We start from the raw sequence: 20036 nt of genomic DNA, 5'->3' as shown, positions 1-20036 counted from the left end.
AAAAGATTATTATGAAAAAAGTACCATTTGTCACCCTGGATAAACTTCAGGAAATCACTGCGCAGTTTCCTACACCTTTCCATCTTTATGATGAAAAAGGTATCCGCGAGAATGCAAAGGCAGTGAAAGAAGCATTTGCATGGAATAAGGGCTTCAAAGAATTCTTTGCTGTGAAGGCAACTCCAAATCCATTTCTGATCCAGATCCTTCAGGAGTATGGCTGTGGCTGTGACTGTTCTTCCATGACAGAGCTGATGATGTCCAAAGCAATCGGATGCAAAGAGGGAGATATCATGTTTTCTTCCAATGATACACCGGAAGAAGAATTCAAATATGCAAATGAAATCGGTGGGATCATCAATCTTGATGATATCACACATATCGAGAGCGTAGAAAGAGCCGTAGGATATATTCCGAAGGTGATCAGCTGTCGTTATAATCCGGGCGGAGTGTTTAAGATCAGCAACGATATTATGGACAACCCCGGAGATGCCAAATATGGTATGACAACAGAGCAGATTTTTGAAGCATTCAAGATCCTGAAGAAAAAAGGTGCCGAGGAATTCGGTATCCATGCATTCCTTGCAAGCAATACTGTGACAAATGAGTATTATCCGATGCTAGCGAAAGAGATGTTTGAAATGGCAGTGAAACTTCAGAAGGAGACAGGTGCTCATGTGAAGTTTATCAACCTTTCCGGTGGTGTTGGAATCGCTTACAAACCAGATCAGACTCCGAATGATATCAGAGAGATCGGTGAGGGTGTCCGCAAAGTATACGAAGAAGTACTTGTTCCGGCCGGAATGGGTGATGTTGCAATCTATACAGAGATGGGACGTTTCATGATGGGACCGTATGGCTGCCTGGTAACTAAGGCAATCCATGAGAAGCATACTCATAAAGAATATATTGGTGTGGATGCGTGTGCTGTAAACCTGATGCGTCCGGCAATGTATGGCGCATACCATCATATCACTGTTATGGGAAAAGAAGACCAGCCCTGTGATCATATGTATGATGTGACAGGTTCTCTCTGCGAAAACAATGATAAGTTTGCAATTGACCGCTATCTTCCGAAGGTTGATATGGGAGATCTTCTTGTGATCCATGATACAGGAGCTCATGGTTTTGCCATGGGATATAACTACAATGGTAAACTGAAATCTTCTGAGATCCTTCTCCATGAAGATGGAAGTTTCGAGATGATCCGCCGTGCCGAGACACCGAAGGATTATTTCGCAACATTTGACTGCTTCCCGATTTATGAGAAATTACTGGAAGATATGGAATAATGCTGTGATTATTCTGTGATTTACTGTCCTGTGGTATTGACGGGGCAGATAGGACATAAAAACACACAAAAAGAAAGGTACTGATCTGTGCATGATGCTGGAAGGTTAGTGCCTTTCGTTTTGCATGGAGGAACAGTGGTTTCAGAAGAATGTACTGTAAAAATTTTGTCTGTTCGGAGGTAGACGTATGATTAAATATGAATATGAAACAGGAATGTGTAAACAGCTGCATTACAATGGTCTGTGGAGTGTACAATATGAGGGTGTTCCCGGACATTTTAAAAAAGTAAAGATGGTCTGTCCCTGCATCAGAGACGAATGTGATCAGGATTGTGAAGTGTTTAAGAACATACCGGAAATAAAAGCAGCAGATCAGGAATGGCATATGAGAGATGAGAGATAGAATAATGGGAGATAAGAAAAAAGAATACAGAGACAAAAGAACAGGCATGCAGACTGTAAGGTCTGCCATATTTGCTATTGTGCTTATAATTACAGGTTTTATCAGTATAATATATGTGGCAGATAATACTTATGCAGCAGACGAATATCGAGTGCATAAATCTGAGGTGGTTGTAAAGACCGGTGCCACTTATACAGTAAAGATCCTGAATCATGATACAAAAGTGAGTCCAAAGAAGTTTAAATGGACCAGCAGTAACTCAAAATGTGTAAAGGTTATAAATGGCAGGATATATGGTTTAAAGCCCGGACAGGCAACGATCACAGCACAGATGAGTGGACTGAAAGTAAACTGCGAGGTTTTTGTCTATAATAAAACGGAAACAGTTCTTTTTAAGAAATACAAAAAACAGGTGAAAGTAACGGCAGGAAAGACAATTATTCTGGAGCCGCAGAAGTATGGAAAAAGGCTGACTTATACTTCTTCTGATAAAACGGTGGCAACTGTATCAAAGAAAGGAAAAGTTACTGCAAAAAAGGCGGGAAATGTCAAAATCACCAGTGTTTCTTATGGTACTGACAGATATGTATCAGAGATAGAAGTGATCGTCCTGTCGGCAGCGTCAGAAACTCCGGAAATTACGCCTACACTGACGCCGGATGAACCAGCACCATCTGTGACCCCGGAGCCGACGGTAACGGTCACGCCAACTCCGAAAATCACACCTGCACCGGAAGATGAGGAAAAGTTCCGGAAACCCCTGGATGGAGTTACTCATTATATTTTGCACAGAGGTGAACAGACAGAAGCACCTGAGAATTCCGTGCCTGCCTTTGAGATGGCAGGACGCAATGGGGCGGAGTTTGTGGAGACAGATGTGAGAGAGACCGCAGATGGAGTTCTGGTTGTCTCTCATGATGATTCTTTGCTGCGGATGTGTGGGGAGGACAGGCTTATTTCAGAGATGACCTATGAGGAGATAAAGCAGTATCCGATTATAAATGGAAGAAATGCTTCACAGTATCCGGATAATCTTATTCCTACACTGGAACAGTATATTGCATGCTGCAATAAGTACTCTGTGACGCCGGTGATTGAAATAAAGTCAATCCGTACGGAAGAAGCCATGAATTTGTTTATGCAGCTTCTGACTGAATCACAGAAAGAGCCGGTAATCATCTGTTTCCGCATAGAAACACTTGGTAAACTGCGTGAGATGGGATTTACAGGGAAATTGCAGTGGATTCGTACAGTGCGCATGAATGCTTCTATGATACAGCAGTGTAAGAAATATGATCTGGACATAAGTGCAGAGTATAAAAATATCAGTATGAATGATATCAACAATGCCCATCAGAATGGAATCCGCATATCCGTATGGCTTTGCCGGAATGAAGATATGGTAGACATTTTCAGGAAAATGGGTGCGGATTATATCACGTATGAGAAGTGGAATACAGATGAAGTAAAAATACGACAGGATTAGCAGAAAATCAAGGTAGACATTTAGCAGAAAAATAAGTAAAATACAAGATGTAGATATAAATTGTAAGCAGAACAGTAACAGTTCACTATTGCTATAAGAAAGGACTGAACAGTTGTATATATTTTATATACTGCTGAAAAAGAGGAGGAGAGAGTAATGAAAAAAATAGCAGCTATGGTGCTGGCAGGTGTTCTGGCAGCAGTTCCGGTCAGTACGGCCGGTGCAGCGGAATTTCAGGATGGAGCAGATACACAGAATTTCATCTGGGCAGCCGGAGAGGAAACTTCAACAGACACAGATGAAAGCAAAGGGGTAAGTGCAAATGACAGTGTCGTTGAAGGACTTGACAAACCTCTGGTTTTCTATCCCAACACTTACTATAAATTTAATGTGACCGGTGCCGGAACGCAGAATACGAATCCTGTTGAGGGAGATGTCAGATGGACACCATTATACTGGAGTCTTTCTCTCAAACCGCAGGAAAGCGATATTCACAGGAAATGGGAAATCGGTTCTGCAAAGGGTATTTATACAAAGGTGGAACGTGCATACAATATATATATCTTTTTCCAGAGAGAAGAATATACAGGAGGTATATGGGAGAAAAACGATATTGTACAACCTGTGAGATATCAGTTCAATGCAGCTCCATTAACTGAACAGGGTGGAAGCTATAAGTACCTGATAGGTGGAATTGGCTATAAGATTTTAAATGAAAGAGAAGTAAGCGTTACAGGTCTTGCTGCGGAATATAATGTGATACAGATTCCGGCTACAGTTGTGATCGATGATAAAGTTTATAAAGTAACTACAATTGACAAGAATGCCTTCAGCGGGAACAAAGAAATTACAGATGTTATTTTTGGAAATAATGTAACAACGATTGGAAAATATGCGTTCAGCCAGTGCCCGAATCTGCGGAACATAAGATTTGGCAGCAGAGTAAAAAGAATTGGCAGCAACGCATTTGCACAGTGTACAAAACTGCGAAATTTTATACTTCCTGCCAGTGTCAGACATATAGATGCCAGAGCTTTTTACCAGTGCCCGGCAGTCAAAGTGATCAGGATCAACAGTACAGCACTGAACTATGTTGGAAAAAAAGCTTTTGCGGTCAACAAAACCGTAACTATCAGACTTCCTGAGAAGCTGTTTGCCAGATATCAGAAACTGATCAAGGCAAGTAGTGTGTATTCTAAAACGAGGTTTGTGAAATATTAAAAAAACTCAAAAATGCCCTTGCCATTTCGACAAAAACGTGATATGATAATAATCGTTTCAATGCCGGCATGTCGGAATGGCAGACGAGGCAGACTCAAAATCTGTTGTGGGCAACCACGTGTGGGTTCAAGTCCCACTGCCGGCATTAAAAAGTAAGCGAAGCCTTTGTTTGTGAAGGTTTTCGCTTTTTTTATTTGCCGTATTGAACAGTTCAGATAATTCTAAAATCTTTATGAAATTTATCTCGCTTTTCTTGAAAAAGAGATGAATAAGTGATATGGTACATCATAACAAAACGAAATGGAGGAAAAGCCAATGAACCTTGATAATAAAAAGCCTGGCAGAAAACCGCTTTATGTATATTATATCATTGCGGCAGTTATTATCATTCTTCTGAATGTGCTGTTACTTCCTGCAATTGAGGGACGAAAGGTACAGACGACTGATTACAGTACTTTCCTGACAGGAGTAGAGAAGGATTACGTTAAGACAGTAGAAATTCAGGATGATTATATTTATTATGTAGCAGAGAGTGACGGACAGGAGGGTTATTTCAGAACTGTCAAGATGAATGATCCTGACCTTGTAGACCGTTTGCATGATGCAAATGTCAAGTTCGGTGCAGCAGCACCACAGCAGACATCTATCTGGATCAGTCTGATCGCAGGATATGTACTGCCAATTGCCATCTTTATCCTTCTTGGAAGGTGGCTCAGCAAGAAGATGATGAGTTCCATGGGCGGAGGTCCCGGTGGGGCAATGTCATTTGGAAAGAGTAATGCGAAAGTATATGTGAAATCATCTACGGGAATCAAATTCTCAGATGTAGCGGGAGAGGACGAAGCCAAGGATCTTCTGACAGAAATCGTAGATTATCTTCATAACCCGCAGAAATACAGAGAAATCGGTGCATCTATGCCGAAAGGAGCCCTTCTTGTAGGCCCTCCGGGTACAGGTAAAACACTTCTTGCAAAAGCGGTAGCCGGTGAAGCGGAAGTTCCGTTCTTCTCCATTTCCGGTTCTGAATTCGTGGAAATGTTTGTTGGTATGGGCGCTGCCAAGGTGCGTGATCTTTTCAAACAGGCGAATGAGAAAGCTCCATGTATTGTATTTATCGATGAGATCGACACAATTGGCAAGAAACGTGATGGTGCCGGATTTACAGGCGGCAATGATGAGCGCGAGCAGACTCTGAACCAGCTGCTTACAGAGATGGATGGTTTTGACGGCTCCAAAGGTGTTGTGATCCTTGCGGCAACCAACAGACCGGATTCCCTTGATCCCGCACTTCTTCGTCCCGGACGTTTTGACAGACGTATTCCTGTTGAACTTCCGGATTTAAAAGGACGTGAGGAAATCCTTAAAGTCCATGCAAAGAAGATTAAGATCGCAGATTCCGTACGTTTTGATGAGATTGCGAAAGCTGCAGCCGGAGCTTCCGGTGCAGAACTTGCAAATATTGTCAATGAAGCAGCACTTCGTGCAGTACGTGACGGCAGAAAATTTGCCACCCAGGCAGATTTTGAGGAGAGTATCGAGGTAGTTATCGCAGGATATCAGAAGAAGAACAGAGTTCTTTCCAATAAAGAAAAACTGATAGTTGCTTATCATGAAATCGGACATGCGCTGGTTGCAGCAAAGCAGACCGAATCTGCACCGGTCCACAAGATCACTATTATTCCGCGTACATCAGGAGCACTCGGATATACCATGCAGGTGGATGACGGAGATCATTATCTGATGACAAAGGAAGAACTTGCAAATAAGATAGCGACCTTTACAGGCGGTCGTGCCGCTGAGGAACTGATCTTCCATTCTATTACAACCGGAGCATCCAATGATATCGAACAGGCGACTAAGCTTGCAAGAGCAATGATCTCCAGATATGGTATGAGTGAAGACTTCGATATGGTTGCCATGGAGAATGTGACAAATCAGTATCTGGGCGGAGACTCCAGCTTAAGCTGTTCTTTTGAGACACAGACTCTTCTGGATAAGAAGGTTGTGGAGCTTGTCAGGATGGAACACCAGAAAGCACTGAAAATCCTTCAGGACAATATCGGAAAGCTCCATGAACTTGCAAAATATCTGTATGAGCATGAGACAATTACAGGTGAGGAATTTATGAAGATCCTGAATGCACCTGTACAGGTTCCCACTGCAGTGGCAGAATCTGAAAGTAATACAGAGTCTGAGAACAATGCAGAATCCGAAAACAGTACAGAAGCTGATGCAGATACATCTTCCGGGAAAGTGAATTTGCAGAAGTGATATTTTCTCAAGATATACAAGCCAAAAGTCCATTGCCACAGGCAATCCGGAAATTTGGTTATGTCACTGAAAACTGAGTGAACAGCAATGAAAGCAGCAGAGGCGATTTGAGCTTCTGCTGCTTTTCCTTGCCAATTAACTCCGGTTCGGTTATAATTCGTAATAGTGAACGCAGCATCCTGGATGTTTTTTGGAAGAAAGAAGGGAATGAAGATGGATTGCCGAACTGCAGAAGGAATGGTGAGTAGTTATATTAAACATGATCTTCCACTAAATGAACTGGAAGAGTTTCTCGATCATGTACAGAATTGTTCTTCCTGTTATGATGAACTGGAAACATATTTTATTGTACATGAGGTAACACAGCAGCTTGATGATGACAGCAGCGATTCGGTTCTGGATTTCAAAAAACTGCTGGAACAGGATATCCGGAAATCCAGAAGATATATCCGCAAGAAGAAAGCCAGTTGGCTGATGTTTGGAGTAAGTATATGCCTTCTGATCGCTACGATTGCGGCAATATTGATTTTTGTAATGATGGAGACAAATTACATTCTATAAAGACACTGGAGGATTTTATGAGCGAAAAAATATTACTGATTGACGGACACAGTATTCTGAACAGAGCTTTTTATGGTCTGCCGGATCTTACAAATTCAGAAGGAAAACACACAGGGGCAGTATATGGTTTCCTGAATATCCTTCTTCGGACGATCGAGGAAGAGAAGCCTCAGTATCTGACAGTGGCATTTGACCTGAAGGCACCGACTTTCCGCCATAAGATGTTTGAAGCATACAAGGGAACACGTAAACCCATGCCTGAAGAACTGAGAGAGCAGGTACCGCTGATCAAAGAAATGCTTACTGCAATGGGTGTGAATGTTGTGACAAAAGAAGGCTACGAAGCGGATGATATTCTGGGAACTCTGGCCAGGAAAAGCGAAGCGGCAGGAATGGATGCGACAATCCTTTCCGGTGACAGAGATCTGCTTCAGCTTGCGACAGATAAGGTTATGATCCGTTTGCCAAAGACTGTAAGGGGCAAGCCCACCATAGAGGATTATCATGCACAGCAGGTGATCGAGAAATATCAGGTGACACCTCCCCAGATCATTGAGTTAAAGGCTCTGATGGGTGACAGTGCTGACAATATTCCGGGAATCCCGGGAGTAGGTGAGAAGACTGCCACAAAGATTATTGTGGAGTATGGAAGTATTGAGAATGCTCATGAACATCTGGAAGAGCTGAAGCCAAACAGAGCCAGGGAATCAATGAGAGAACATTATGATATGGCGCAGATGAGCAAGGCTCTGGCTACGATTTGTACGGACAGTCCCATAGAGTTTTCGTATGAAAAGGCAAAACTGGGAAATCTTTATACAAAAGAAGCTTTCCTTCTCTGCAGACAGCTGGAATTTAAGAATCTGCTTAACCGTTTTGACTCTGCGGCAGTACAGGAAGATACGTTGGAACAGGAGTTTTTCACATGTGCAGACCTGGCAGGCTGTGAAGCGCTGTTTGCGAAAGCGGAAGCAGGAAAGACAGCGGGTGTTTCTCTGGTTACAGAGAATGGCAGGGTATTTGGTGCAGGACTTGCGCTGAATGAAGAGGAAATTTATTATATTCCTGTAGAAGGGATGATCACAGAAGGTTATCTCTGCGGAAAATTGGAAGGGCTCCTTCATAAAGTATCTGAATCCAACACAGAGAACATTATGAAATCTAATACAGATGATGTGAAGAAGGATCCGGAAAATGAGATATCTGATGTCAATACAGACGGTACTCTGAAATATGATAAAAAATGTGTATGTGCATTGGATGTAAAGGCATTACTCAAGCATATAAAATCTGATGATCCGATGGCTGTATTTGATGCAGGTGTGGCTGCATATCTGCTGAATCCTCTGAAATCCTCCTATACTTACGATGATATGGCAAAGGAATATCTGAATGGTCGTATCCTGCCTGCAAGAGAGGAACTTCTTGGAAAGAAAACAGTGGAAAAAGCATGGGAGGAGAGTGCAGAGGGGCTTGCAGCATGGGCCTGCTACATGGCCTATACAGCACTTGCCTGCCGGAAACCCATGTGTGAAGCACTGCGTGATACAGGTATGTGGAATGTATATACACAGATTGAGCTTCCGCTGATCTTTACTCTTGATTCCATGGAAAAATGGGGAATCAGCGTGAAGAGTGAAGAACTGAAAAGCTACGGTGAGAAACTAAGTGTACGTATTGGAGAACTGGAGAAGCAGATCTGGCAGCAGGCAGGGGAAGAGTTTAATATCAATTCTCCGAAACAGATGGGAGTGATCTTGTTTGAAAAGCTTGGCCTTAAGGGTGGAAAGAAAACAAAGACAGGTTATTCCACAGCGGCAGATATTCTGGAAAAGCTTGCACCGGAGTATCCCATTGTAAAGGATATTCTGGAGTACCGTCAGCTTGCGAAACTGAAATCTACTTATGCAGACGGGCTTGTTGGTGAGATCGCAGAGGACGGCAGGATTCATTCTACTTTTAACCAGACAATTACAGCAACAGGAAGGATCAGCAGCACAGAGCCGAATCTTCAGAATATCCCTGTAAGAATGGAGCTTGGAAGACTGATCCGTAAGGTATTTGTTCCGGAAGAGGGATATGTATTTCTGGATGCGGACTATTCCCAGATCGAGCTTCGCGTTTTGGCGCATATGTCAGGGGATGAGAAACTGATCCAGGCATATAAAGAAGCCCAGGATATCCACAGACATACAGCATCAGAGGTATTCCATGTGCCCTTTAATGAGGTGACAGATCTGCAGAGGAGAAATGCCAAGGCAGTAAATTTTGGAATTGTTTATGGGATCAGTTCCTTTGGGCTCAGCCAGGATTTAAGTATCACACGAAAAGAAGCAGCAGAATATATTGAAAGATATTTTGAAACTTATCCAAAGATCAAAGGATTTCTTGACGGACTGGTGGAAGAGGGAAAAGAAAAAGGATATGTGACTACCATGTTTGGCAGACGCAGGCCGATCCCGGAACTGAAATCCGGTAATTTTATGCAGAGGTCTTTTGGGGAGCGAGTAGCCATGAACTCTCCAATACAGGGAACTGCGGCGGATATCATTAAAATTGCAATGAACCGTGTGTACAGACGATTAAAGGATGAGAATCTTAAATCCCGTCTTGTACTTCAGGTACACGATGAACTTCTGATAGAGACCTGTAAAGAGGAAATCCCGCAGGTTTCTGCTATTCTTGAAGAAGAGATGAAAGGTGCCGCAAAGCTTTCCGTAGAACTGGAAGTCGATATGCATCAGGGTAATAACTGGTATGAGGCGAAGTGATGATGATAACAATAGGAATTACCGGCGGAGTGGGTGCCGGAAAAAGTACAGTGCTTGATTTTCTTGAAGAAAAGTATCAGGCATATGTGATGAAAGCAGATGAGATCGGGCATCTGGTGATGGAGCCGGGGCAGTCCTGTTATGAACCGGTGATTGCACTATTTGGAAGACAAATCATAAAAAATGATAAAACTATTGACCGCAGACAGGTTTCGGATGTAGTATTTTCACATCCAGAGCTTCTGGAGAAATTAAACCAGATTATCCATCCGGCTGTGAAACAGTACATCAGAGAGCAGTTAGCTGTAAAGAAACAGCAGGGACAGAAGATATGTGTGGTGGAAGCTGCACTCCTTCTGGAAGATCATTATCAGGAGTTTTGCGATACGATATGGTATATTCATACGGATGAAGAGATCCGTATCAGGAGACTGATGGAGAACCGCGGTTATACAAGAGAGAAATCAGTCAGTATCATTGCCAGTCAGGCACCGGAGACTTTTTTTCGGGAAAATGCAGACTATGTTGTGGTAAATAACGGAGATTTTGCACAGACCAGACGGCAGATTGAGGAAGGAATCAGAAAATATGAGACTTTGTAGCATTGCCAGCGGAAGCAGCGGAAACTGTATTTATGTGGGCTCAGATAATACCCATCTTCTGGTGGATGTAGGCATCAGCGGAAAAAGAGTAGAACAGGGATTGAATTCTCTGGAATTGACAGGAAAAGATATTGATGGTATCTTGATTACACATGAACATTCGGATCATATCAAAGGTCTGGGCGTGATCGCAAGGAAACATCAGATACCGGTTTATGCGACAGAAGGAACTGTGGAAGCTTTATCTCACATGAATCTTGGAAAAATGCCGGAAGGGATTTTTCGTGAGATACACGAAGATGAGCCTTTTGAGATTAATGATCTGACAGTGAATCCTTTTACGATCCCTCATGATGCTGCACAGCCCGTAGGATACCGGGTAGAGTGTGGAGAGCATTCTGTGGGGATTGCTACAGACCTTGGAAAATATAATGAGTACATAGTCGGTAATCTGCAGAATCTGGATGCGCTTCTTCTGGAAGCAAATCATGACATCCGTATGCTGCAGGTTGGAAAATATCCCTATTATCTGAAACAGAGAATCCTTGGAGACAGGGGACATCTTTCCAATGAGAATGCAGGCAGGCTTTTATGCAGGCTGCTGCATGACAATATGAAAGGGATTTTCCTTGGACATCTGAGCAGGGAAAATAATTATGAGGAACTGGCATATGAAACCGTCTGTTCAGAAGTAACCTTAGGTGACAACCCTTATAAGTCGCGTGATTTCAGAATTCAGGTGGCACAGAGGGATTGCATATCAGAAGTAATTACAGTGTAGAAAGGACAAAGAACTTATGAAAAAGACAATCATCACAGTAGTAGGAAACGATACCGTAGGAATTATTGCAAAGGTTTGTACTTATCTTGCAGACAATAATGTAAACATTCTTGATATCTCCCAGACCATCGTACAGGGATATTTCAACATGATGATGGTAACAGATGCCAGCAAATGTGAGAAAGACAACGGAGTTCTTGCCAAAGAACTGGAAGCCCTTGGAGATAAGATCGGTGTAGTGATCCGCTGCCAGCATGAAGATATCTTCAATGTAATGCACAGAATCTGAGAAAATCTAAGCAGGTAAGCCACTGAGGGACTTTCCTGTATCAGATTGCCTGAAAAATGCTGAGAGAACATACAAGGGAGAAAAACAAAATGATCAATATTTTTGAAGTAAATGAAACGAATAAAATGATCGAGCAGGAGAATCTGGATGTGCGTACCATTACTATGGGTATCAGCCTTCTGGACTGTATTGACAGTGATCTTGCTGTTTTAAATGAGAAAATCTATAAAAAGATCACAACCTGTGCAAAGGATCTGGTATCTACAGGTGAGGCTATTTCCGGTGAATATGGAATTCCGATCGTAAATAAAAGAATTTCCGTAACTCCGATTGCATTGATTGGCGGAGCTGCATGTAAGACAAAGGAAGATTTTGTAACTATTGCAGAAACTCTGGATAAGGCTGCCAAGGTGGTAGGCGTAAACTTTATCGGCGGTTATTCTGCACTGGTAAGCAAGGGAATGACTCCTGCTGAGAGACTTCTGATCGAATCTATCCCACAGGCTATGGCGAAGACAGAGCGTGTCTGCAGTTCTGTAAATGTTGGATCTACACGTACAGGTATCAATATGGATGCTGTTAAGCTGATGGGTGAGATCGTTCTGGAAACAGCGAAAGCTACCAAAGATCAGGATTCCCTGGGATGTGCGAAGCTGGTTGTATTCTGTAATGCACCGGATGATAACCCGTTTATGGCAGGTGCTTTCCATGGTGTGACAGAAGCAGACACTATCATTAACGTTGGTGTCAGCGGACCTGGCGTTGTTAAGACTGCGCTGGAACAGGTAAGAGGTAAGGATTTTGAAACTCTTTGTGAGATGATCAAGCGTACTGCCTTCAAGGTAACACGTGTTGGTCAGCTGGTAGCACAGGAGGCTTCCAGACGTCTTGGTGTTAAGTTTGGCATCGTGGATCTGTCTCTGGCTCCTACTCCTGCAATTGGTGACAGTGTTGCTGAGATCCTTGAGGAAATTGGTCTGGAGCATGCAGGTGCACCGGGCACAACAGCAGCGCTTGCTCTGTTAAATGACCAGGTTAAGAAGGGTGGAGTTATGGCTTCTACAGCAGTTGGTGGTTTGAGTGGTGCATTTATTCCGGTCAGCGAGGATCAGGGTATGATCGATGCGGTGAATGCAGGGGCACTGACTCTTGAGAAGCTGGAAGCTATGACTTGTGTATGTTCTGTAGGTCTTGATATGATTGCAATTCCCGGAGATACGAAGGCTTCTACGATTGCGGGTATTATTGCGGATGAGTCTGCAATTGGTATGGTGAACCAGAAGACTACGGCGGTTCGTCTGATCCCAGTAATTGGTAAGGGGGTTGGCGAAGTGGTTGAGTTCGGTGGACTGCTTGGTTATGCACCGATCATGCCGGTGAATCAGTTCTCCTGTGATGCGTTTGTGCAGCGTGGCGGAAGGATTCCGGCACCGATCCATAGCTTTAAAAACTGATAAAAAAGGCCAGAAACTTCGGAAAAGGGGAGTTTCTGGCTTTTCTTTGTTTAAGAGGGACGCGGGGCGGAAAATATTTTGTCTGGGGTGCGGTTTCGGAGCCTAAGATATTCTAAGTTTCCATAAATCTGCTAAAAGCATGAGCCGTCTTGTCAAACTCGCTTCGTTGCAAACTTCGCTCAGACAGTGATGCAGCCAGCTCATAACGCAGATTTCTGAAAACTAAGAATATCTAAGACTCCTGCAAATGCACCCCAGACAAAATATTTTCCGCCCCGCTGGTAGCTGGTTTTAAGCTATAATGGACTGGATTGTTTGTATTATTTTATGGAATTACTATAAATAAAAGAAATGTCCTGCTTTAAAGGGATTCCAATATATGCAGAAGTCGGGTGTTGTCCTGGGGGTGCATGATGCAGAAGCGGATGTATTCGCCGTCCAGGCATTCGAAGGAGGAGCAGTCACGGATCATGAGACCCTGACGGATGCAGGCGTCGAAGACGTCCCGGGAGGTCAGGCCGGGCTTCTGGATTTTCAGGAGGAGAAAGTTGGCGTAGGCCGGGTAGGTTTTGTAAGTGGGGATATTCTCCAGTGCTTTGAGCAGGCGGGTGCGTTCTGAGAGAATGAGGTCCCGGGTCTGGCGGATGTAGGTTTTATCCTGGAGCATCAGCTCGCCGGCCAGGGCTCCCAGACTGTTGAGAGACCATGGTACCTGTTTTTCTTTCATTTTTTTGAGAAATTCCAGGTTCCCGGTGATTCCGTAGCCAAGACGCATACCTGGGGCTGCGTAGAATTTTGATACGCCGCGCAGAATCATAAGGTTCGTGAATTCTCTGGTAAGGCTGACAGCAGTGATCTCATTGATATCCGGGGCAAATTCTACATAAGTTTCGTCGATCATCACGAAAATGTTCCGCTCATTGCAGAAGGAAACGATTCTGCGCAGGTCATTTATGCTAATTGCAGATGAGGTAGGATTATTTGGGTTGCAGAGGATGAGAAAATCGTATTTTCCATCCAGAGTCCGGCAAAAGTCATCTACATCGAGAACAAAGTTATCCTCTTCGCGCAGGTGGTAGTATTCCTGAGTGCTTCCGGAGAAGGAGAGTTCCCTGGAGTATTCTGAATAGGTCGGACCCAGGATAAGGGTATGCTTTGGATTTCGTTCCTGTATCAGCAGTGCGATCAGCTCGCTGGAACCATTTCCGGGAAGGATGAATTCAGCAGGAATATTACAATATTCTGAAATTGTGCTGCGAAGTGAAGTATAATTTCTGTCTGGATAAGAAGACAGGATATCCAGCCGTCCTGCAAGCTGTTCCTTTACATGCTCGGAAAGCCCCAGCGGATTTACATTAGCCCCAAACTTCACAATTTCCTCCGGCTTAAGCTGATAGACCTCACATATTTTCTCAATATCACTCCCATGAAAAATCATTTTTGCTGTTGACATATAATATCCCTCATTTCTATATAAATAATCTATTTAAACTTAAAATTACCACATAGCAGATCGCAGATCTTTTCTGAACATTATTTTAACACTTATCACATAGTTCTGTAAACATCACTGTTTACACATTGCTATCCATTACTATCCTGAAATATACAGGTCCCAATATCATTGCAGCAGGCATTTAACAGAAGGCAAGTCCCCACCCACTGCTTATTGCTTTTCGCAACCACCGCAGGGAATTTACTTGATTCGATTAAATAAGTCGCCTGCGGTGGTGCAGAAAGCAAGCAATTCAGCATGCTGTCGAAAATGGAATATATGTCAATTTGCCAGTACACAGCGAAGGAATGGGAAGGGATTTCGGGCGCATTTGAGGGTTCATAGTAATTCTTGGTATTTGGGAAGCTGCGTTATTCAAAAAAATCTCACTGTCTGAGCGAAGCGAGTTTGAGATTTTTTTGAATGCTTTTAGCAGCTTCCCAAATGCCTTAGAATTACATGGTTCCGAAACTAAGCCCGAAATCCCTTCCCATTCCTTCGCGTCCCTTTTGAAAAAATTAATGGAAAAAAATAAAAAATAAACCTCTTGACATATCTGCATTAGCGTGGTAAAGTAAACACATCAAAACCGATGAGAAAGAAGAGTAAACAACCAAGAATCATTCCAGAGAACGGCAATTGGTGGGAAGCCGTATGAAACTGATTGTTGAATGGCCTTTCGAGGGCGGCCCGAAATCTTGATAAGCGTGAGAGTAGGCACCGACGGGAACCGAACCCGTTATAAATCAGGAGTGTATGTTTGTACATGAGAAAGTGGACAATTCGTCAATTTGAGTGGTACCGCGATAATAAGATTCTTATTACCGTCTCAAGCAACAGATAGCTTGTGGCGGATTTTTTTATATATAAAGAGAATCTGTTATATGGCACCCCCTGTAATGCAGGAAAATCTGCTGATGGCAGGTGGGTATCACAGCAGTTGACACATCCGGGAAAAAGAGGAATCCGGGGAGTTCTTTCTCACAGACAGTAACAAGGGATTGGCAAACATCCCTGAGACTATGGCAGTTAAAAAAACATGAACTGCTAAATAAGATGTAGAGAGAGGAAAAAAGACTATGAAAAAAAGAGTATTAGCAATCGCAGCAACAGCAATGGCAACTATGATGATGGCATCACCGGTTATGGCACAGGATTTCAAGATCGGTATCTGCAATTATGTAGATGACGCTTCCTTGAATCAGATCGTAGACAACATCCAGTCCCGTCTGGAAGAAATCGGCAAGGAAAAAGACGTAAATTTTGATGTGTCCTATGATAACTGTAATGCAGATGCTAATGTTATGGAACAGATCATTTCTGATTTTCAGGCTGATAATGTAGATTTGATGGTAGGTATTGCAACACCTGTAGCAATGCGTATGCAGTCCGCAACAGAAGGAACTGATACACCGGTTGTATTTTCCGCAGTGTCTGATCCTGTAGGAAGCGGTCTTGTAGAGGATCTGGATGCACCTGGAGCAAACATTACAGGTACAAGCGATTATCTGGATACAGCATCCATCATGAAACTGATCCAGGCAGTGAACCCGGATGTAAAGAAAATCGGACTTTTATACGATATCGGACAGGATTCTTCTACAACAGCCATCCAGGAAGCCAAGGATTATCTGGATAAAGAAGGCATCGAATATGTAGAGCGTACAGGTACCACAACAGATGAGGTACAGCTTGCAGCAGATGCACTGGTGGCAGATGGCGTAGATGCAGTATTCACACCAACTGACAACACAATTATGACAGCAGAGCTTTCTATCTATGAGAAATTCATTGATGCAGGTATCCCACAGTATACAGGAGCTGACTCCTTTGCACTAAACGGTGCATTTGTCGGATATGGTGTTGATTATGCAAACCTTGGACAGAAGACAGCAGATATGATCGCAGACATCCTTATGAATGATGCAGATCCTGCAACAACATCTGTTGAAACTTTTGATAATGGTACTGCAACAGTAAACACAGAAACCTGCGAGGGACTTGGACTTGATCTTGAAACTGTTAAAAAAGATTTCGAGCCGTTATGCACACAGGTAAATGAGATCGTTACAGCAGAGAGCTTTGATGATGTAGAGAAATAATAAGGATATTCGGACAGCATTTTGAATAAATTCAGAATAAGTTCTGGGTTTATGGAATCCATTGTGCCGGTTGAAAAGACTGATATATTTTCTGGATTAAAATGAACAGCAGCAGATATTTTCTGTTGCTGTTCATTGAATGTAATAAAATAAATACAAATTGGAGGAAATCATCGTGACTATTGCGACTATACTCTCTCTTGGAGAGACCGCACTGAAACTTGGCCTGATCTGTTCATTGACAGTTCTTGCCCTGTTTCTCAGTTATTCCATGCTGAATGTCTGTGACCTTTCCACTGATGGCTGTTTCACACTGGGAGCAGCAGTGGGAGCAGCAGTGGCAGTCAGCGGACATCCTTTTTTATCAATTTTTGCAGCTATGGCTGCAGGTATATGCTCGGGCTTTGTGACAGCCATACTTCAGACAAAGCTGGGTGTTGACAGTCTTCTTGCAGGAATTATCGTTAATACGGCTCTTTATTCTGTGAATATTGCAGTGATGGGAGGTTCCTCCCTGATCAATATGAACAGAACAGAGACGGTATTTTCCATGATGAAAGAAACATTGAAAAGTACACCGCTGAAAGGAAGAGGAGATATTGTAGTTGCTTTCATTGCAGTAGCCATTGTGATTGCCTTCCTTGTATTTTTCTTAAGGACAAGACTTGGTCTGGCAATCAGGGCAACAGGAAATAATGCAGATATGGTAAAATCCTCATCTATTAATCCGGTATTTACTACGATTGTAGGTCTCTGTGTTGCCAACTCCTTCACAGCACTTTCCGGATGTCTTCTGTCTCAGTCACAGAAATCTGTAGATATCAATATCGGACAGGGAATGGTTACCATTGCGCTGGCTTCCCTGCTGATCGGTGGTACGATTCTTGGCAGAGGTGGAATTTTCGTGAGAGCTGTTGGCATGGTACTTGGATCTTTTATTTTCCGTCTGGTATATACCGTTGCACTGAGATTCAATATGCCGGCATTTATGCTGAAACTGGTATCTTCTGTGATCGTTGTGCTGGCTATTTCAGGTCCATATTTGAAAAAACAGTGGCCGCAGATTAAGAGAAGAATGACTCACAGGAAGGGAGTACAGTGATTTATGCTGAAGATAGAACATATTTCCAAGACTTTTAATCCGGGTACGGTAAACGAGAAACAGGCCATCAGAGATTTATCCCTGAATCTGGAGAAGGGCGATTTTGCAACGATCATCGGTTCCAATGGAGCTGGTAAATCCACTCTGTTTAATGCGATCTGTGGAGATTTTCTTACAGATTCCGGTGTGATCATGCTGGATGGACAGGATATTACTTTTATGCCCCAGCATGTACGTGCAAAGACTATCGGTCGCCTGTATCAGGATCCTATGAGGGGAACTGCACCTGGAATGACTATAGAAGAGAATCTGGCACTTGCAGCAGGGAAAGGCGGATGGCTTTCCCATGTGTCCAGACAGGAGAAAGAACGATTCCATGAAGAACTGAAGCTTCTGGATATCGGACTTGAGAAGCGTATGACTCAGCCGGTAGGACTTCTCTCCGGTGGACAGAGACAGGCGCTGACACTTCTCATGGCAACCATGAATCCGCCCAAGCTTCTGCTTCTGGATGAGCATACAGCAGCCCTTGACCCGGGCACAGCAGAGAAGGTGCTGAATCTTACGAAACGAATTGTAGAGGAACATCAGCTTACCTGTCTGATGATCACCCACAATATGCAGTCGGCCCTTGATCTGGGAAATCGTATTCTGATGATGGATTCCGGAGATATTGTGCTGGATATCCATGAAGAAGAAAAGAAAGGCCTGACAGTGGAAGGACTTCTGGAGAAGTTTAAGACAGGTGCCGGTAAGATGCTGGATAATGACCGTATTCTTCTTTCCGGAGAAAAGTAATTATAAAAATAACATGTAATTGTAAATGAAAGAACCATTATATACAGAAGTTATAGTTGTTGCCTGAAGCATACAGCCATGTTTTCTGATATAATGGTTCTTTTTGTCTGGTAGCGACTCTATTGCTTGCTGTAATTTGCAGAAGGTTCCTGCTCTGGTTTGAGTGTGATAAGTTTGCTCCCAACCGCTGCTGCGATGAATATCCAGATAAACATTTTAACCGGGAAGCAGAGGAAGAGAAGCATGGTTACTGCCAGTGGCTTTTTCATGATTCCGCCCAGAAGTGACGCAGTAACGATTGCAGCTCCAAATACCACATGTCCCCCGTCTGGCCCGCAGGTCAGCATTGCCACGCCGTATCCCATACATACTCCGGCAAAGATGACAGGGAAGAAATGTCCTCCCTTTAAACCGAACTGAATACACAGATTTGTCAGCAGAAGTTTGAAAAACGCGATAGCAATAAGTGCCAGCGGCAGATAGGAGGTGTAAGTTTTCATAAGTGTTCCCATCTGCTCTTCTCCGGAAAACATAAGTACAGGTAAGAATAAACCTGTGATTCCAAGGCATAAACCTGCAAAAATCTCTTTTACAACTGCCGGGAATCTGTTAGAAATATTTCCGGTCAGCTTGTGTGTTGCCTGATAGAAGTATGCCAGGATAAGACCGCACAAAATATACAGAATCATAAGCAGATAGTCTTTTCTCTGGATTTCCACCATATCAAAGGATGGAAATCCGGAAAGCCCTGCACCAAAAAGTGCAGATAAACCTGCATAAATACCAGTGCCTGCAGCCAGCGCGATTCCGTAAATAAATAATTTGGAACCCTTTGTTAAGGCTGCAAGGTCTTCCTCAGAGTTTTCTTCTACTTCGAAAATGCCGAACAGAGGTGCGTGAAACAGCACACTCATGGAGACTGCGGCACCAATCTGCGAATAATTTCTGGTATTCTGTTTGGCAAACTTAAGGTTGTCTCCGGCCCAGTAGCATAAACCTACGATAATACCGGTAAGTCCGGCTTCGGGACCTACACTGCTTCCTATGAGTAATGGCAGCAGTGCTGCCACCATCATTACAAGCATGTTTTTGTATTCGTATCTTTTTTCTGCTCTGACTTTTTCCATAACGGTTTCCAGATCTTCGGGATAGTCTCCGAATATTTTTCGGAAAATACCGATAATTGCCGCACCGGCTACACAGATAAGAATCGTATAATATGGAAAAGAAGTTTTTCCGGGAAGCCATTTCCATAGAAATTCAGTTCCGACTGCCATTATTTTCAGCAGGATCCATACCAGTGCACCAGCAACAGCACCAATGAGTGCACAGAACAGCCACAATTCAAGCTGATTTTTTAAAGATACGTTTTTGGAGCTTTTTGTGTTATTCATATAGCCATAACCTT

The 20036-nt window shown here is 43.2% G+C and carries 16 protein-coding genes, 1 tRNA gene and 1 other annotated feature; of the genes, 15 read left to right on the top strand and 2 right to left on the bottom strand.

Features of this window, described 5'->3' with window-relative positions; genetic code table 11:
• The first annotated feature begins 11 nt into the window (after positions 1-11).
• The 12 genes from I4V44_RS04605 to I4V44_RS04550 all read left to right on the top strand — a co-directional run bounded on the left by I4V44_RS04605 (position 12) and on the right by I4V44_RS04550 (position 13131).
• Entirely contained in the window at positions 12-1292 is a 1281-nt protein-coding gene (locus I4V44_RS04605) for a diaminopimelate decarboxylase (RefSeq protein WP_196002402.1), read from the top strand.
• A gap of 187 nt (positions 1293-1479) precedes the next feature.
• Positions 1480-1695 carry a hypothetical protein gene (locus tag I4V44_RS04600; RefSeq protein WP_118330273.1) on the top strand — a complete coding sequence of 72 codons (216 nt, stop codon included), beginning with the start codon at positions 1480-1482 and terminating at the stop codon, positions 1693-1695.
• 4 nt (positions 1696-1699) lie between these two features.
• Positions 1700-3181, top strand: coding sequence for a glycerophosphodiester phosphodiesterase family protein (locus I4V44_RS04595; RefSeq protein ID WP_196002401.1), 1482 nt, complete (start codon positions 1700-1702; stop codon positions 3179-3181).
• Between the two features lie 156 nt (positions 3182-3337).
• Positions 3338-4402 carry a leucine-rich repeat domain-containing protein gene (locus I4V44_RS04590; RefSeq protein ID WP_055151353.1) on the top strand — a complete coding sequence of 355 codons (1065 nt, stop codon included), beginning with the start codon at positions 3338-3340 and terminating at the stop codon, positions 4400-4402.
• Between the two features lie 62 nt (positions 4403-4464).
• Positions 4465-4547: transfer RNA gene (locus I4V44_RS04585), tRNA-Leu, on the top strand.
• 170 nt (positions 4548-4717) lie between these two features.
• A complete protein-coding gene (gene ftsH / locus I4V44_RS04580; RefSeq protein ID WP_196002400.1) occupies positions 4718-6673 on the top strand; it encodes an ATP-dependent zinc metalloprotease FtsH in 1956 nt (651 codons plus the stop codon).
• Between the two features lie 213 nt (positions 6674-6886).
• Positions 6887-7234 carry a zf-HC2 domain-containing protein gene (locus I4V44_RS04575; protein WP_029676784.1) on the top strand — a complete coding sequence of 116 codons (348 nt, stop codon included), beginning with the start codon at positions 6887-6889 and terminating at the stop codon, positions 7232-7234.
• Positions 7235-7251: 17 nt separating this feature from the next.
• On the top strand, positions 7252-10005 hold the full coding sequence (polA, locus tag I4V44_RS04570; protein WP_196002399.1) for a DNA polymerase I: 2754 nt from the start codon (positions 7252-7254) through the stop codon (positions 10003-10005).
• Complete coding sequence (gene coaE / locus I4V44_RS04565) at positions 10005-10607, top strand: dephospho-CoA kinase (protein ID WP_306797798.1); 603 nt, start codon at positions 10005-10007, stop codon at positions 10605-10607. Before polA ends, coaE begins: the two co-directional genes overlap by 1 nt.
• The gene (locus I4V44_RS04560) at positions 10594-11388 is read left to right on the top strand and encodes an MBL fold metallo-hydrolase (protein ID WP_008704729.1); all 795 of its coding nucleotides are present in this window, start codon (positions 10594-10596) and stop codon (positions 11386-11388) included. The genes coaE and I4V44_RS04560 overlap by 14 nt, the downstream gene beginning before the upstream one ends.
• Before the next feature lie 16 nt (positions 11389-11404).
• Entirely contained in the window at positions 11405-11677 is a 273-nt protein-coding gene (locus I4V44_RS04555) for an ACT domain-containing protein (RefSeq protein WP_008704728.1), read from the top strand.
• A gap of 89 nt (positions 11678-11766) precedes the next feature.
• On the top strand, positions 11767-13131 hold the full coding sequence (locus I4V44_RS04550; protein ID WP_008704727.1) for a PFL family protein: 1365 nt from the start codon (positions 11767-11769) through the stop codon (positions 13129-13131).
• A gap of 361 nt (positions 13132-13492) precedes the next feature.
• On the opposite strand, the gene I4V44_RS04545 is transcribed toward I4V44_RS04550, so the two are convergent.
• The gene (locus I4V44_RS04545; RefSeq protein ID WP_118758908.1) at positions 13493-14584 is read right to left on the bottom strand and encodes a pyridoxal phosphate-dependent aminotransferase; all 1092 of its coding nucleotides are present in this window, start codon (positions 14582-14584) and stop codon (positions 13493-13495) included.
• 625 nt (positions 14585-15209) lie between these two features.
• Positions 15210-15461 (top strand) — a binding site (T-box leader).
• A 244-nt stretch (positions 15462-15705) separates the two neighbouring features.
• Between I4V44_RS04545 and I4V44_RS04540 the strand changes: the two genes are divergently transcribed.
• The 3 genes from I4V44_RS04540 to I4V44_RS04530 all read left to right on the top strand — a co-directional run bounded on the left by I4V44_RS04540 (position 15706) and on the right by I4V44_RS04530 (position 18628).
• The gene (locus I4V44_RS04540) at positions 15706-16728 is read left to right on the top strand and encodes an ABC transporter substrate-binding protein (protein ID WP_008704725.1); all 1023 of its coding nucleotides are present in this window, start codon (positions 15706-15708) and stop codon (positions 16726-16728) included.
• 175 nt (positions 16729-16903) lie between these two features.
• Entirely contained in the window at positions 16904-17830 is a 927-nt protein-coding gene (locus I4V44_RS04535) for an ABC transporter permease (RefSeq protein ID WP_226824887.1), read from the top strand.
• Positions 17831-17833: 3 nt separating this feature from the next.
• The gene (locus tag I4V44_RS04530; protein ID WP_022380585.1) at positions 17834-18628 is read left to right on the top strand and encodes an ABC transporter ATP-binding protein; all 795 of its coding nucleotides are present in this window, start codon (positions 17834-17836) and stop codon (positions 18626-18628) included.
• A 119-nt stretch (positions 18629-18747) separates the two neighbouring features.
• On the opposite strand, the gene I4V44_RS04525 is transcribed toward I4V44_RS04530, so the two are convergent.
• Positions 18748-20022, bottom strand: a complete 1275-nt coding sequence (locus tag I4V44_RS04525) for a chloride channel protein (protein ID WP_118758909.1) — start codon at positions 20020-20022, stop codon at positions 18748-18750.
• Positions 20023-20036 lie beyond the last annotated feature (14 nt).

It is taken from the genome of Blautia sp. 1001283B150304_161114_C9, assembly GCF_015668165.1.
GTDB classification, from domain to species: Bacteria; Bacillota; Clostridia; order Lachnospirales; family Lachnospiraceae; genus Blautia_A; species Blautia_A wexlerae.
The sequence above is the reverse complement of the archived record's forward strand: the minus strand, read 5'-3'. Positions and strand labels throughout refer to the sequence as shown.